At 70.9% G+C, this 14,098-nt stretch carries 13 protein-coding genes and 2 pseudogenes; 10 read left to right on the plus strand and 5 right to left on the minus strand.

Annotated features, from left to right (window positions below; genetic code table 11):
- The first annotated feature begins 28 nt into the window (after positions 1-28).
- From pabB to N8I87_RS36860, 3 genes and pseudogenes are all read left to right on the plus strand, one after another.
- Positions 29-2,146 carry an aminodeoxychorismate synthase component I gene (pabB, locus tag N8I87_RS36845; RefSeq protein WP_263216849.1) on the plus strand — a complete coding sequence of 706 codons (2,118 nt, stop codon included), beginning with the start codon at positions 29-31 and terminating at the stop codon, positions 2,144-2,146.
- Positions 2,143-2,499: pseudogene (locus N8I87_RS36850) on the plus strand (AMP-binding protein); the annotation flags it as partial. The gene pabB and the pseudogene N8I87_RS36850, both read left to right, overlap by 4 nt.
- A gap of 252 nt (positions 2,500-2,751) precedes the next feature.
- On the plus strand, positions 2,752-3,231 hold the full coding sequence (locus N8I87_RS36860) for an SRPBCC domain-containing protein (RefSeq protein WP_263215190.1): 480 nt from the start codon (positions 2,752-2,754) through the stop codon (positions 3,229-3,231).
- 77 nt (positions 3,232-3,308) lie between these two features.
- On the opposite strand, the pseudogene N8I87_RS36865 reads toward N8I87_RS36860, so the two are convergent.
- Together N8I87_RS36865 and N8I87_RS36870 are read right to left on the minus strand one after the other, a co-directional pair.
- Positions 3,309-3,917: pseudogene (locus N8I87_RS36865) on the minus strand (glycerophosphodiester phosphodiesterase family protein); the annotation flags it as partial.
- Positions 3,918-3,927: 10 nt separating this feature from the next.
- A complete protein-coding gene (locus tag N8I87_RS36870; RefSeq protein ID WP_263215191.1) occupies positions 3,928-4,917 on the minus strand; it encodes an aldo/keto reductase in 990 nt (329 codons plus the stop codon).
- 290 nt (positions 4,918-5,207) lie between these two features.
- Between N8I87_RS36870 and N8I87_RS36875 the strand changes: the two genes are divergently transcribed.
- The 3 genes from N8I87_RS36875 to N8I87_RS36885 all read left to right on the plus strand — a co-directional run bounded on the left by N8I87_RS36875 (position 5,208) and on the right by N8I87_RS36885 (position 8,815).
- A complete protein-coding gene (locus tag N8I87_RS36875; RefSeq protein ID WP_263216852.1) occupies positions 5,208-7,901 on the plus strand; it encodes a winged helix-turn-helix domain-containing protein in 2,694 nt (897 codons plus the stop codon).
- A gap of 44 nt (positions 7,902-7,945) precedes the next feature.
- A complete protein-coding gene (locus N8I87_RS36880) occupies positions 7,946-8,452 on the plus strand; it encodes a hypothetical protein (protein WP_263215192.1) in 507 nt (168 codons plus the stop codon).
- A 150-nt stretch (positions 8,453-8,602) separates the two neighbouring features.
- The gene (locus N8I87_RS36885) at positions 8,603-8,815 is read left to right on the plus strand and encodes a DUF8691 family protein (protein WP_263215193.1); all 213 of its coding nucleotides are present in this window, start codon (positions 8,603-8,605) and stop codon (positions 8,813-8,815) included.
- A 3-nt stretch (positions 8,816-8,818) separates the two neighbouring features.
- On the opposite strand, the gene N8I87_RS36890 is transcribed toward N8I87_RS36885, so the two are convergent.
- The gene (locus N8I87_RS36890; protein ID WP_263215194.1) at positions 8,819-9,388 is read right to left on the minus strand and encodes a potassium channel family protein; all 570 of its coding nucleotides are present in this window, start codon (positions 9,386-9,388) and stop codon (positions 8,819-8,821) included.
- 225 nt (positions 9,389-9,613) lie between these two features.
- Here N8I87_RS36890 and N8I87_RS36895 point away from each other — a divergent pair, with 225 nt between their 5' ends.
- The 3 genes from N8I87_RS36895 to N8I87_RS36905 all read left to right on the plus strand — a co-directional run bounded on the left by N8I87_RS36895 (position 9,614) and on the right by N8I87_RS36905 (position 10,765).
- Complete coding sequence (locus N8I87_RS36895) at positions 9,614-9,748, plus strand: hypothetical protein (RefSeq protein WP_263215195.1); 135 nt, start codon at positions 9,614-9,616, stop codon at positions 9,746-9,748.
- A gap of 81 nt (positions 9,749-9,829) precedes the next feature.
- The gene (locus N8I87_RS36900; RefSeq protein ID WP_263215196.1) at positions 9,830-10,303 is read left to right on the plus strand and encodes an SHOCT domain-containing protein; all 474 of its coding nucleotides are present in this window, start codon (positions 9,830-9,832) and stop codon (positions 10,301-10,303) included.
- 33 nt (positions 10,304-10,336) lie between these two features.
- On the plus strand, positions 10,337-10,765 hold the full coding sequence (locus tag N8I87_RS36905) for a DUF7144 family membrane protein (protein ID WP_263215197.1): 429 nt from the start codon (positions 10,337-10,339) through the stop codon (positions 10,763-10,765).
- Between the two features lie 286 nt (positions 10,766-11,051).
- Here N8I87_RS36905 and N8I87_RS36910 read toward each other — a convergent pair whose 3' ends face one another.
- Both N8I87_RS36910 and N8I87_RS36915 read right to left on the minus strand, forming a co-directional pair.
- A complete protein-coding gene (locus tag N8I87_RS36910) occupies positions 11,052-12,506 on the minus strand; it encodes a glyceraldehyde-3-phosphate dehydrogenase (RefSeq protein WP_263215198.1) in 1,455 nt (484 codons plus the stop codon).
- Between the two features lie 127 nt (positions 12,507-12,633).
- Positions 12,634-12,846, minus strand: coding sequence for a hypothetical protein (locus tag N8I87_RS36915; protein ID WP_263215199.1), 213 nt, complete (start codon positions 12,844-12,846; stop codon positions 12,634-12,636).
- 198 nt (positions 12,847-13,044) lie between these two features.
- Here N8I87_RS36915 and N8I87_RS36920 point away from each other — a divergent pair, with 198 nt between their 5' ends.
- Positions 13,045-14,004 carry a LysR family transcriptional regulator gene (locus N8I87_RS36920; protein WP_263215200.1) on the plus strand — a complete coding sequence of 320 codons (960 nt, stop codon included), beginning with the start codon at positions 13,045-13,047 and terminating at the stop codon, positions 14,002-14,004.
- Positions 14,005-14,098: the final 94 nt, after the last annotated feature.

Below are 14,098 nucleotides of genomic sequence, written 5' to 3' on the forward strand. Positions count from 1 at the left end.
CCGAGAACGACGCAAGGGAGGTGAGCGGGTGAAGACCCTGCTCATCGACAATTACGACTCGTACACGTACAACCTGTTCCAGCTGATCGCCGACGTGAACGGCGAGGAACCGGTGGTCGTCCTCAACGACACCCCGGCCGGTGACCTCCCCGACCTGCGCGGTTTCGACAACATCGTGGTGTCGCCGGGGCCGGGACACCCCGCCGAGCCACGGGACTTCGGGATCGCCGCCCAGGTCGTCGCGCAGGCCCCGATCCCCGTGCTCGGCGTCTGCCTGGGCCACCAGGGCATCGCGGCGGGGGAAGGAGCCCGCGTGGAGCCCGCGCCACAGCCCCGGCACGGGCACCTCACCGCGGTACGGCACGACGGCCAGGGCCTGTTCCAAGGACTCCCGCAGAACTTCACCGCCGTGCGCTACCACTCGCTGGCCGTCGCCGAGCCACTGCCCGACACCCTCCAGGCCACGGCCTGGGCCGAGGACGGGGTCCTCATGGGCCTGCGGCACCGCACCCGGCCCCTGTGGGGCGTGCAGTTCCACCCCGAGTCCGTGCTCACCGACCACGGCCACCGCCTGCTGATGAACTTCCGCAACCTCACGGCGGAACGCACCCACAGGACCCGTACGAAGAACACCACGATCACCCCGACCGCCGCGGCGATCCCCCGCCCCCGCCGGTCCGTCGTCCCCGCCTACCGGCTGCACCACCGCAGCATCGCCACCGCCGTCGACACCGAGGCGGCCTTCACCCGGCTCCACGCCGAGGCGCCGAGGGCCTTCTGGCTCGACAGCTCCCTCGTCGAACAGGGCCGCTCCCGCTTCTCGTTCTTAGGAGACGGCTCCGGTCCGCTCAGCGAGTTCGTGCGGTACGACGTCGACGCCGGCATCTGCGAGGTCGAACGGCCCGGACGCCCGCCGCGCAAGGTCCGGGCGAGCGTATTCGACTACCTGAAAAGGCAGTTGGCGACCCGGCAGGTCGACGGCACCGGGCTGCCCTTCGACTTCACCGGCGGATACGTCGGCTACTTCGGCTACGAGACGAAGGCCGACTGCGGCTCCCCCAACCGCCACCGGGCCCGAACCCCCGACGCCTGCTGGCTGTTCGCCGACCGGCTGGTCGTCGTGGACCACGAGGAGGAGACCACCTACGCCGTCTGTCTGACCGAGGACACCCCACAGGCCGCGCGCGAGGCCGAGGACTGGCTCGACCAGACCCTCGCCCAGCTCACCTTCGTGGCCTCCGACCCGGCCGCCGCAACCGCACCGGCCGTCCCCTACGCCCGCGCCGCCGAACCCTGGCTGGTGCGCGACCGGGCCACCTACCTCGCGGACATCGAGGCGTGCCAACGGGAACTGCGGGCGGGCACCAGCTACGAGCTCTGCCTCACCAACGCCGCCCGGCTCCCGGCACCGTACGACCCGTACGACTTCTACCGGGTGCTGCGGCGCGTCAACCCGGCGCCGTACGCCGCCTTCCTGCGCTTCGGGGAACTCGACGTGGCCGGCTCCTCGCCCGAGCGCTTCCTGCGGATCACCCCGGACGGCATCGCACAGGCCAAGCCGATCAAGGGCACCGCCGCCCGCGGCGTCACCCCGGAGGAGGACGACAGCCTGCGGGACGCGCTGGCCACGGACGACAAGACCCGTGCCGAGAACCTGATGATCGTCGACCTGCTCCGCAACGACCTGGGCCGGGTCTGCGAGACCGGAACGGTACGGGTCCCGCGGCTCATGGCCACCGAGACCTACGCCACCGTGCACCAGCTGGTGTCCACCGTCGAGGGACGGCTGCGCGAGGGCACCGCCGCCGTGGACTGCGTACGCGCCTGCTTCCCCGGCGGCTCCATGACCGGCGCACCCAAGCTCCGCACCATGGAGATCATCGACGCGCTGGAGACCGAGGCCCGCGGTGTGTACTCCGGCGCCCTCGGCTACTTCGGCTGCGGCGGCGGCGCCGACCTCGGCATCGTCATCCGCACCGCCGTGTTCAGCGGCGGCCGGATGCACCTCGGGGCAGGCGGCGCGATCGTCCTCGACTCCGACCCGGCCGCCGAGTACGACGAGATGCTGCTCAAAGCCGCCGCGCCGATGCGCGCCCACCGGGAACACAGCTCGGTCCCGGCCCCCGAACAGGAGCGGACCCGATGACAACACCGCAGCCCACCCTGAGCCCCACCGACACCGGCGCGCCCGAAAACCTGGCCGCCCACCTCGCCGAGCTCGCCGAGCGGCGCGGGTGGACCGGGCGGCCCGCCTTCCACCAGGGCCAGGGCTCCTGGACCCACGCCGAGGTGCACGACCTCGCCGCCCGCGCGGCCACCGTGCTCGCCGGACACGGCGTCGGACCCGGCGACCGGGTACTGCTCGCCCTGCCCGACTCCATCGCCTGGGTGACGGCCTTCCTCGCCACCGCCCGCCTCGGCGCTGTCGCCGTCCTGGTCAACCCCGAACTCACCCCGCCCGAGCTGGAGTTCATGGCCGACGACACCGAGGCCGCGCTTCACGAGCTCCAGCAGTTCCGGTTCCACCTTGGCCTCCTGAGCGGCGGCCACGGCAGCGCCGTGCAGGGCACCCATTGCTCCGGAAACGGCGGGGGTGACTTTCTTGAGGGCGACGCGGGCGGGGGAGATGCGTGTTGCCATGCCGCAACTCTGTATGCGGAAAGGGGGAAGCGAGCGGGGATGCGGAAAACCAGAAATGCCGAAGTGCTTTCGGTGAGCCCGGTGAGAGGCCGGGCGGAGTAGCTTGAGGGCATGTACGCCACGCGAGCCACCCGGCATCTGCAGGCGCCCCCGGCCGTCGTCTACCGGGCCCTTACCGACCCGGACGCGGTCGCCGCCTGGCGCGTGCCCGACGGCATGACCGCCCACGTCCACGCGTTCGACGCCCGCGAAGGCGGCGCCTTCCGTGTCTCCCTCGTCTACGACGAACCCGGCACCCCCGGAAAGTCCGGCGGACGCACGGACACGTACCGAGGGCACTTCGCGCGCCTGGTACCGGACCGACTGGTCGTCGAGGAGAGCGAGTTCGAGTCGGACGACGACGCCCTGCGCCGCCCGATGACCCTGACCACCTCGCTGACCCGTGCCGACGGCGGCGGGACGGACGTCGTCATGGTGCACGACGGGATCCCCGACGAGATCCCCCGGGCGGACAATGAGCTCGGTACCCGCATGGCCCTCGACAAGCTTGCCCGGCTGGTCGAGCGGACCGGGCCGGCGGCCAACGCCTGACCTGGAGCAGGCCGGTTGACCCGGGCGAGGCCCGGGAGCCGGCCCCCCGTGCCGGGGACGGGCTCCGTCGTGCGTGCTCAGGCTTCCCGGTGCGGGTGGTACGGCCGGGGCAGGCGCATGCCACGGTCGGCCATGATCTGCCGTACGCGATTGGGGTAGTCGGTGATGATGCCGTCGACGCCGAAGTCCATCAGCGCCTCCACGGTGGCCAGGTCGTCGCAGGTCCAGGGCACGACCTTGAGACCCCGGGCGTGTGCCTCGGCGACCATGGCGGCGTCCGAGTAGAAGCGGAAGCCCGGGTCGCCGACCTTGCCGCTCTGCGGGAAGCCGTAGTTGGGGGAGAGGGTCGTGACACCCGGGATCGTGGCGGCGGCCCTGCCGAAGTCACCGTCGTGGTCGTCCGCGTCGATCCCGCCGAGCCACGGCGAGGCACCGGGCCGACCGACCTGCAGGAAGTCGTAGTTGGTCAGAGCCACCAGGGGCCACCTGGGGGCGAGCCGGAGCATCACCTTCAGGGCACCCCAGTCGAAGGACTGGATGGTGACCTGGTTCTCGATGCCCGAGCGGTGGATCTCCTCGTACACCCGGCGGACGAACAGCTCGCGCGGCGCGGTCTGTTCGGGCTCGCCGGCCTCGACCCTCGTCTCGATGTTCAGCTTGACCTGTTTGGCGTGACAGCTCTTGACCGGGCCCGCGCTACAGGTTCAGGGTCCTCATGCCGGCCTCGTTGTAGCGCTCGCCCGACACCTGGGGGAGTTCGGCGTCGATGCGGGACAGGTCTTCCTCGGTCAGTTCGACATCGACCGCCGCCGCGTTCTGCTCCAGGTAGGTGCGTCGCTTGGTGCCCGGGATCGGGACCAGGTGGTCGCCCTGTGCCAGGACCCAGGCGATCGCCAGCTGTGCCGGGGTCACGTCCTTCTCGGCGGCGATCTCCTTCACCTTCGCGGCGAGCCGGAGGTTGGCGTCCAGGTTGTCGCCGGTGAAGCGCGGACCGGTGCGGCGGAAGTCACCCTCGTCGAGGTCCTCGGGGGAGGAGAACCGGCCCGCGAGGAAGCCGCGGCCCAGTGGCGAGTAGGGGACGAACCCGATCCCGAGTTCCCGGCACGTGGGCAGCACCTCGGCCTCCGGGTCCCGCGTCCACAGCGAGTACTCGGTCTGCAGCGCCGTGATCGGGTGGACGGCGTTCGCGCGGCGGAGGGTCTCCGGCCCGGCCTCGCTCAGGCCGATGTGACGGATCTTGCCCTCCGCGACCAGCTCCCCGAGGGCGCCGACGGTCTCCTCGATCGGCACTTCGGGGTCGACGCGGTGCTGGTAGTAGAGGTCGATGTAGTCGGTCCCGAGCCGCTTGAGCGAGCCGTGGACCGAGCTGCGTACATGCTCTGCGGAGCCGTCCTGCCGGCCGACGGTGCTCATGTCGCCCGGAACGGCGTCGTCCATCCGGTAGTTGAACTTGGTGGCGATGACGTACTCGTCGCGATGTCCCTTGATCGCCTCGCCGACCAGGCTCTCGTTGGTGAGCGGCCCGTACAGCTGCGCGGTGTCGAGGAAGTCGACGCCCAGTTCGAGTGCGCGCCGGATGGTCCTGATGCCCTCGTCATGATCGGTGGAGCCGTAGAACGCGGACATGCCCATGCAGCCGAGGCCGATGGCGGATACCCGGAGGTCTCGCAGAGTGCGCTGTTCCATGGGAGTCCCAGCCTTTCCTTGCGAAATCGATCGTCGTGCCGTTACGTCCGGGACGTTAGGACTTGGAGTGCTCTCGAAGTCAAGGCGAGGGTTCGCGGTGTTCGTGCGCAAAGACGCCTGAGTGCTGGTGCACCTCTGTGGCCACGTTCCTCCACGGTGTCCCACCGGTCGATCGGACCCGATCGGCCGGACGGCGCTGCCGGACGAGACCGGATGGCGCAGCCATGTGAGTTCTGCGCATATGTGGGATGAATGGGATCATTGAGCGGGAAAGCGCTGCCCATGGCCTGATGGACGGGGTGGTGAGCGCAGTGGCCGCAGTCGATGAGAACGAGGAGGGATCGGCGACCGACGCGTACGTCGATCCCCTGGGAGAACCGTTTCTTCAGACGCGGTTCGCCCTCCCGACGGTGCCTGCCACCTTCCTGCGGCGCGAGCGCCTGGCGGGCCATCTCGACCAGGCGCTGCACACGCCCCTGACGGTCGTCAACGGGGCGGCCGGTGCCGGCAAGACCCTGCTGGTCGCCGACTGGGCCGCGGGCCTCGACGAGACGGTCGCCTGGCTCACCAACGACGCGGGCGACCAGGGCCCCGGCATGTTCTGGGCCTATCTGCTGCAGGCCCTGCGCGCCGTCGGCGTGCCGGTGTCCGGCGAGGTCGGCTGCCCGGCGGACGCGACCCGGGTGGACCACAAGCTCCTGGCGCGGCTCGCCGCCGAGCTGAGCGGCCGTGAGCGCCCGGTGATCGTCGTGCTCGACGAGTACGACCACGTGAGCGCGCCGGAGATCGCGGACCAGCTGGAATTCGTCCTGCACCACGCGGGGAGCGGCATGCGGCTGGTCCTGGTCACCCGCACCGAACCGCTGCTGCCGCTGCACCGCTACCGGGCTGCGGACGCCATGACCGAGATCCGCAACGCCGAGCTCGCCTTCACCCCCGAGGAGGCGGCCACCCTGCTGGAGCTGCACGGTCTGACCCTGCCCGTGGAGGCCGCAGGCTCCCTCGTGGACCGCACCCGGGGATGGGCCGCGGGGCTGCGCCTGTGCGCCCTGGCCGCCCAGGAGAGCCCCGATCCCGCGACGTACCTGAAGGAGTTCGAGGCCGACCGCAGCGCGGTCGCCGACTTCCTCCTCGCGGAGGTGCTCAGACAGCAGACGGACCGGACACAGGACCTCCTGCTGCGCGTCAGCGTCCTGGACCGGTTCTGTCCCGACCTCGCCGATGCACTGACCGGGCAGGCCGGTGCCGCGCCCGTCCTGGCCGAGCTGCACCGCCAGAACGCCTTCGTCGAGCACCTCGGACACACCTGGTACCGGCTCCACCCGCTGTTCGCGGAGATCCTCAGGGCCCATCTGCGGGCGCGTTCGCCCGGCCTGGAACCGGAACTCCACCGGCGGGCGGCACAGTGGCTGCGCGGCTCCGGCTCCCTGCCGGAGACCCTCGCCCATGGCGCGGCCGCGGGCGACTGGGAGTTCACCGCGGGCGCCCTCGTCGACGACCTGGCCATCGGGCAGCTCTTCACCGGCCTGCGCTGCGACGACCTGACCGAACTGTTCTCCCGGATGGGACCGGAGACCATCAGCCCCGCGGCGGAGCTGGTCCGCGCCGCGCGCGATCTGTCCCGGCACGACCTCGACCGGGGCCTGACCCATCTGCGCCAGGCCGAGGAGCGGCTCGCCGCGGGCGGGTCCGATCTGACGGCGTGGCTGAGCTGTGCGCTGCTGGAGGCCCTGGCGGCCCGGCTCACGGGTTCTCCCGGCAAGGCCGAGAAGGCCGTGGAGACGGCCGCGGAACTGCGCCACGAGATACCCGCCCACCTGCTGGAGAAGCACCCCGAGCTCACCGCCCTGCTGCTGACGCACCTGGGTTCGGCGCGCCTGTGGGCCGGGCGCTTCGACGACGCGTGCGCCGCCCTGTCCTCGGTGGTCGGCGGGCCCGGCGGAGCCTCGACGGCGCTGCCCCGGGAGGAGTCCCTGGGCCATCTGGCACTGATCGACTACCTCAACGGCTGGCCCGGCCGGGCCGAGCGCAAGGCCCTGGCGGCGATGGCGGAGACGGAGCGGGTCGGCCTGCCCCAGCCGTCCGGCTGCGGTATCGGGCGGCTGGTCCTGGCCGCCGTGGCCGTCGACCGTGACGAACTCGTCCGGGCCCAGGCGTTCCTCGACGAGGCGGCCGATGCCAGCCCCGACATCCAGGACCCGGTGACCGCGGCGGGCCGGTCCATCGCGGCGGCGCGTCTGCTGCTGGCCCGGGGAGACGCCCAGGCCGCGGTGGCGGCGGCCGACCCCGCCGTTCCCGCCGACGTTCCCTCGCCCTGGGCAAGGGGCCACGCGGCGCTCATCACGTCCGCCGCCCACCTCGCCGAAGGACGGCCCGACAGCGCCGCGGAGGTGCTGGAGCAGGTGCCCTACGACGAGCAGCCGGCGTGCGCCGTTCAGGTGGCGCGCGTCCATCTCGCCGCGGGACACCGCAGGGAGGCGATCGATCTGCTCGACCGTCTGTGCACCAAGGGCCGGGCCGGTCCCGCGGTCACCGTCCCGGCCGCACTGGTACGCGCCCAGGCCGCCGACGAGGAGGGGGACAGCGACACCGCCCGCAGACTCGTCGCCCAGGCACTCCGGGAGGCCCGGCGGGAGCGGCTGCGGCGGCCGTTCCTCGAAGCCGGACCACGCGTCCGGCGGCTCCTGTGCACGGCCCCGCTCCAGGGACTGACCGAGGGCTGGCTCACCTCCGACGGTCCACGGCACGGCGGGCCGCAGCGGATCACGGTGGAGCCCGCGCCGTTCATCGTGGAGGAGCTGAGCGGACGCGAGCGCGACGTGCTGCACCGGCTGGCCCAGATGATGTCCACGGAGGAGATCGCCGCCGACCTGTTCGTCTCGGTGAACACCGTCAAGACCCACCTCAAGAGCGTCTACCGGAAGCTCGCGGTGAACCGGCGCAGCGACGCCGTACGCCGGGCCCGCGAACTGGGGCTGCTGTGACTCCACCGGCAGCCCGGGGCCGCTGAGAACCCGCGGAGACCACCATGGCCTCGTCCGAACGCGTCAACTCCCCGGCACGCCGGGCCCACGCCGACTACACGGGAGGCGTCTACGGCTCCATGCTCGCCGCCTCCGTGGTGGCCGGCGCCGGCCTCCTGGGCGCGTTCCCGCGCGTGGAGCTCGTGCTGTTGCTGCTGCTCACGGGCGTGGTGTTCTGGATCGCGCATGTGCATGCCGAGCTGTTCGGGGAGCGTCTGGCACAGATGGCCCTGGACCGCCGGACCGTCCTGCACGTGTGCCGCAACGAATGGCCCATCGTCAAGGCCGCCGTCCCGCCCGCCGCGGCCGTGGCCATGAGCCCGCTGCTGGGCTTCGACCTGCCGGGCACGCTCTGGCTGGCGCTCGCGGTGGCCGTGGCCGGGCAGGTGGGCTGGTCGGTGGCGGCGGCCCGGCGTGCGGGCGCCTCCTGGCGGCAGTCGGCCACGACGGCCGCGGTCAACCTGGTCCTCGGGTTGCTGATCATCGCGTTCAAGCTGGCACTGAAAGCCTGAACGCCCGAAGGACCGAGTGACCGAAGCCGCAAAGCCCTGGCAGTGTCAGGTCACCCGAACCGGGTGAGGCCGGAGGACACCCCGAGGCGGACGATCACAGACAGGGGGGAACGGTCCGCCTGCCCCGGACAGCCCGCGGGAGAGCCGCCCATGCGCTATGAGATCCGCATCGAAGGACATCTGTCCGAGACGCTGGCCAAGGCCTTCCCCGAGCTCGACCACGCGGCGCTGGCCGGTCAGACGGTCCTGATCGGCCCGGTCGTCGACGAGGCCCACTTCTACCGGCTGCTGAAGCGCTGCCAGTCGCTGGGGCTGCGCGTGCTGGAGATGCGGCGGCTGCCGGAACGGCCGGCGTGGCCGTGACCGTCACGGCCTGTCCTGTCCGGCGCTTCTCCCCGCGCCCGGCTCGGGCGGCGGCTCCTTCGCCCGCCGGCGCAGCCCCAGTTCCATCGCACTCGTAAGGATCCGCACGGCGACGCCGGCGAGTAGAAGACCGCAGGTCATCTGGAGCATTGTCACCACACGTCCCAGCTGGGAGATGGCGGTGATGTCGCCATAGCCGACGGTGGCGAACGTGCTGAGCGCGAAGTACAGGGCGTCCGTCTTCGTCAGCGCCTCGCTGAAGGACCCCGGGCGGGTGTCGTCCAGCACGTAGTAGGTGCTGGCGAAGAGCACCACGAAGAGCGCCAGCGTGATGACCAGTGCCTCGACGGCCTTCAGCCGCGGGTGGGGCGAGCGCAGGATGGCCCAGACCTCCCACGCGAAGACCAGGAACACCCCCAGCACACCGCCCAGCAGCAGTGCCGAGGCGGCGGCCGTGCTGTGCTCGCTTAGGGGAACCACATAGTAGGCGGTGACGAGTCCGGCCGTGATGAGGACCATACGCGTCACTGCCAGAATCGACGGCCGCCCCGGGACGGCCAGCGGACCGCTCATCTCGTGTCTCCACGCTCCATCGCGCCGGACATCTCCTCGTTTCCGATCGGCCGGAACCCGGCGGAGTCGTCCGCCTACCCCTCATCGTCACCGCGGTGCGGCGGGTTCACCCGCCGAGGGTGACCCGGTGGGCGACGGCAGGGGGGACTCTGGCCGGGCGAGGCCCTCGCACACCGCCCCGTCGGCGGTCCGGGGGCGACCCGTCCGATCGCGTGAGGAGGAGCCATGACCGAGTCACGCGGCCCGGAGCCGGGTCCCGGACCGGAGCACACTCCCGACGGGGCGGCCTCCACAGCAGCGGGGACCGCACACCGCGCCGGTGCCCCGAGCGGGGCGCGCACGATCACCCTCCCCGGGTGAGGCCGACCCGTCCTTGCCGTGGGCACGCTGAATTCGGCACAAACCGGCTGCCGGGCGAGCGCCCGGAACAGAGGAGACCAAATGAGCGCGCAGATGTACCTGGCGTACGACTATCCGCTGCTGAGCGCCTTCTGGACCATGCTGTGGTTCTTCCTGTGGATCCTGTGGTTCATCCTGCTGTTCCGGATCGTCGTGGACATCTTCAATGACGACTCCATGAGCGGCTGGGGCAAGGCCGGCTGGCTGGTGTTCGTGGTCCTGGTGCCCTTCCTGGGCGTGTTCGTCTACGTGATCGCCCGCGGCAGGAGCATGGGGCGCCGGGAGCTGGAGCGGGCACACGCACAGCAGCAGGCCTTCGACTCGTACGTCCGCGAGACGGCCAAGGGCGGCGGGGGACGGCCCAGCAGCGTGGACGAGCTGGCCAGGCTGTCCGAGATGCGCGCCCGCGGTGACATCACGGACGAGGAGTACGGCAGGGCGAAGGCACTGGTCCTGAGCGACTTTGGACCGGTGGGCGGCCCGAGCGGAACCGTCCAGTCCACCTCCGGTCGCTGAGCACATCCGACGATAGGGAAACGAGGCACGGGCATGACCGCTCCACGCAGCACGACGCAAGTGCAGACGACCAAGCAGCAATGGGCCGGCGGCCTGACGGCGTTCGCGGCCGTCATGCTGATGATCGCCGGGATCCTGGACATCTTTCGGGGCATCATGGCGATCGCCCAGGACGACGTGTTCGTCACGACACCCAACTACGCCTTCAAGTTCGACCTCTCCGGCTGGGGCTGGGTCCACCTGATCCTGGGCGCGGTCGCCGTGATCGTCGGTCTCGGCCTGTTCCAGAGGTCGATGTGGGCGCGGGTCGCGGGCGTGACCATCGCCGGGCTCATCATCATCGCCAACTTCCTCTCCCTGCCGTACTACCCGATCTGGTCGATCGTGATGATCGCCTTCTCGGGCTTCGTCATCTGGGCGCTGTGCGTGTCCCCGACCGAACAGCCGTCACGAACCGCCTAGCAACTGCCACACACCAGGTGAGGGAGCCCCCGACGCCGTGGTCACGGCGCCGGGGGCGGCGTTTCCTGGGGGTTCGGCCGGTGCCCCGACGCTGTCCGCATCGATTCCGCGGCGGGGTGGAGGATGCGTGGGGCAGGCGGCTTCCGTTCGGTCGGTCGAAGGCGGGACCACGTGGGCCGGGCGTGGTGATCGGTCTGGAAGTCGACGACGTGGACCGACGACAACGGATGAAGGCGGTGCCCCGGCCGTGGTCTCGGCCGGGGCACGGTGGCAGCGAGGGACCGGATCAGACCGCCGGGGCCGGGTAGGTCGGGTACTCCACCCCGGAGACGTGCTGGACGACGCGGACGACCTGACAGGAGTAGCCGAACTCGTTGTCGTACCAGAGGTAGAGGATCGCGTTGTCGCCCTCCACCTTCGTGGCGCCGGCGTCGATGATCGAGGCGTGGCGCGAGCCGATGAAGTCGCTGGAGACCGCGTCGGGGGCCGTGGTGAAGTCGATCTGGCGCTTGAGCGGCGAGGTCAGCGACACGTCGCGGAGGTGGTCGAGGACCTCCTCACGGGTGGTCTCGCCCGCGAGCTGCAGGTTGAGGATCGCGATCGAGACGTCCGGCACGGGCACCCGGATCGAGCTGCCGGTGATCTTCGCCTTGAGGTCGGGCAGGGCCTTCGCCACGGCGGAGGCGGCACCGGTCTCGGTGATGACCATGTTGAGCGGCGCGGAGCGGCCGCGGCGGTCGGCCTTGTGGTAATTGTCCAGCAGGTTCTGGTCGTTGGTGAACGAGTGGACGGTCTCCACATGGCCGCGCAGCACGCCGAACCGGTCGTCCATCGCCTTCAGCGGCGGCACGATCGCGTTGGTGGTGCAGGACGCGCACGACAGGATCTGCTCGTCCGGCTTGATCATGTCGTGGTTGACGCCGTGGACGATGTTCGGGACGTCGCCCTTGCCGGGCGCCGTCAGGACGACCTTGTCGACACCGGGGCGCAGGTGCTGCGACAGGCCCTCGCGGTCGCGCCACTTGCCCGTGTTGTCGATGAGGATGGCGTTCCTGATGCCGTACGCCGTGTAGTCGACCTCGGTCGGGTCGTCGGCGTAGATCACCTTGATCGCGTTGCCGTTGGCGACGATCGTGCTGTTCGCCTCGTCGACGGTGATCGTGCCCTGGAACTGGCCGTGGATGGAGTCGCGGCGCAGCAGCGAGGCACGCTTCACGAGATCCTCGTCGGCCCGGCCCCCGCCTCCGCGCACCACGATGGCGCGCAGCCGCAGGCCGTTGCCGGAGCCGGACTTCTCGATCAGCAGCCGGGCGACCAGGCGGCCGATGCGGCCGAAGCCGTAGAGGACGACGTCACGGCCCTCGCCGCCCTCGATCTTGTTGGCGCCCGTGGCACCCGCGACGGCCTCGGCGGTGAACGCCTCCACCGTGAGGCCGCGGTCGTCGGCCTTGTACGTCGCGGCCAGCATGCCGATGTCGATCTGGGACGGGCCGAGGTCGAGCGTGGTGAGAGCCCGCAGGAACGGCAGCGTCTCCGTGACCGTGAGCTCCTCGCCGTCGATCTGCCGCGCGAACCGGTGCGTCTTGAGGATGCTGACCACCGACTTGTTCACCAAGGAGCGGCTGTGGAGCAGGACCGTCACGTCCCGCTCCCGGTGGAGCTTTCCGATGATCGGGATCATGGACTCCGCGATCTCTTCGCGGTTCTTCCAGTCGGTGAACGAGTCGTCGTTGACAGTCACAGGAATCTCTTTCGAGCTAGGTGGCGCTCATATGCTAGCGCCACCCTGCTTTCATCATTCAAACGGGTCATCGGAGTGAATCGCCGGACCGCTGTGAGTGCCCCGGTGCCCCCCGTGAGTGTCCCGGTCAGGGATTGAGGCTCATCGGCCGGCAGTGCTGGAGCCCACGGTCGACGGCGCACTCGACCAACGGCCCGCTCACCTGGCCGATCAGCTTGGCGACGGGCTGATCGGGCGCCCCCGCCCCCGAGCCGGCCGCCAGGACCGGCGTCGCGGCGGTGGCCAGAGCGGCGCCGGCCAGCAGCAGGGCCGCCGGTACGTGCATCGTGTGCTTCGTCACGTTCTGTCTCTCCTCACCGGGCGCGCCTGGCACGCGCCCGTGGTGCTGGGGTGCTACGGCCCGTCCAACGAGGAGCAAGGCGCGCCGGACACGGTGCACGTCCCCGCCTTGTGTGCCCCACGGCGGGATGAAACGCTTCCTGACCGGCGGCGGAGCCGAGGGACTCGGCCGGCGGACCGATGGACGAGGAGTGGACGGATGGAGCTGGAGCTTCGGCATCTGCGCGTGTTGTGCGCGATCGCCGACGCGGGGAGCGTGGGCCGGGCCGCCGCGGACCTGGGGTACTCACAGCCGGCCATCAGCACCCAGCTCCGCCGGATCGAGGGTCACTTCGGCGAGCCCCTGTTCGAGCGCGGGGCGACCGGGGTACGGCCCACACCGTACGGCGCGGAGGTGCTCACCCAGGCCCGCGACGTCCTGGCCCGTGTCGAGGCGATCGGCCACCGTCCGGCCCCCGGTGCCCCGAAGGCACGCAGGACCCTGCGGGTGGCGGCGACCAATTCGCCGGTCCTGTCCGGTGCGGTGTCCCGGTTCCGGGCCCGGCTGCCGGACGTCGACCTTTCGGTGAACAGCGTGTACGCGTCCTCGCGGATCGTCGAGCTGCTGGAGGAGGGCGCGGTGGACGCGGCCATCGCCGCCGACTACCCCGGCATGGAGCTGAGGCATTCGGCCGCGGTGACGCACCGCGGGATCGTCACCGAGCCGACCTTCGTGGCCCTTCCGTCCCGCCACCGGCTGCGGCACCGCGCCCAGGTGGCGCTGGCCGACCTGGCCGAGGACGCGTGGTTCGTGACTCCGGACGACGGCGCCGGGTGGCCGGGAGTCTTCCACACGGCCTGCGAGGCGGCCGGTTTCACCCCGGTGACCGTGCATGAATTCCTCGGTGACCAGCTGCAGTTGCAGCGGATGATCGCCGACGGACTCGGTGTGTCCCTCGTGCAGCCGACCATGCGGCCGATCCCGCAGGTCGTGGTCAAACCGCTGGTCGGTACGCCGTTGTGGTGCCGCTACGTACTGGCCTGGCGGCCGGGCGCGGTGGCCCAGGAGCTGGCGGAGACGCTGTTCCAGTCGGCCGTCGCCGCGCATCGTGAACTCGTCGCGCAGTCACCGCACTTGAGGTCCTGGGCCGCGCGCACCTGGAGCGGCGCCGGCAAGTAGCCGGGACCATCGGCGACGGATGTTATGGGCCGTCGGACGCCATGTGCTATGTCACATGCCATTGTTGGCGCGCGCGGGCCTTGGCACAGTGCTG

Origin of the sequence: Streptomyces sp. HUAS 15-9, from assembly GCF_025642155.1 — a bacterium.
Classification (GTDB): domain Bacteria; phylum Actinomycetota; class Actinomycetes; order Streptomycetales; family Streptomycetaceae; genus Streptomyces.

Excerpts from the sequence above, each read along its gene's own strand:
- N8I87_RS36860 (WP_263215190.1), top strand. The coding sequence starts at position 2,752 with ATGTACGCCACGCGAGCCACCCGGCATCTGCAGGCGCCCCCGGCCGTC.
- N8I87_RS36870 (WP_263215191.1), bottom strand. The coding sequence starts at position 4,917 with ATGGAACAGCGCACTCTGCGAGACCTCCGGGTATCCGCCATCGGCCTC.
- N8I87_RS36875 (WP_263216852.1), top strand. The coding sequence starts at position 5,208 with ATGGACGGGGTGGTGAGCGCAGTGGCCGCAGTCGATGAGAACGAGGAG.
- N8I87_RS36880 (WP_263215192.1), top strand. The coding sequence starts at position 7,946 with ATGGCCTCGTCCGAACGCGTCAACTCCCCGGCACGCCGGGCCCACGCC.
- N8I87_RS36885 (WP_263215193.1), top strand. The coding sequence starts at position 8,603 with ATGCGCTATGAGATCCGCATCGAAGGACATCTGTCCGAGACGCTGGCC.
- N8I87_RS36890 (WP_263215194.1), bottom strand. The coding sequence starts at position 9,388 with ATGAGCGGTCCGCTGGCCGTCCCGGGGCGGCCGTCGATTCTGGCAGTG.
- N8I87_RS36895 (WP_263215195.1), top strand. The coding sequence starts at position 9,614 with ATGACCGAGTCACGCGGCCCGGAGCCGGGTCCCGGACCGGAGCACACT.
- N8I87_RS36900 (WP_263215196.1), top strand. The coding sequence starts at position 9,830 with ATGAGCGCGCAGATGTACCTGGCGTACGACTATCCGCTGCTGAGCGCC.
- N8I87_RS36905 (WP_263215197.1), top strand. The coding sequence starts at position 10,337 with ATGACCGCTCCACGCAGCACGACGCAAGTGCAGACGACCAAGCAGCAA.
- N8I87_RS36920 (WP_263215200.1), top strand. The coding sequence starts at position 13,045 with ATGGAGCTGGAGCTTCGGCATCTGCGCGTGTTGTGCGCGATCGCCGAC.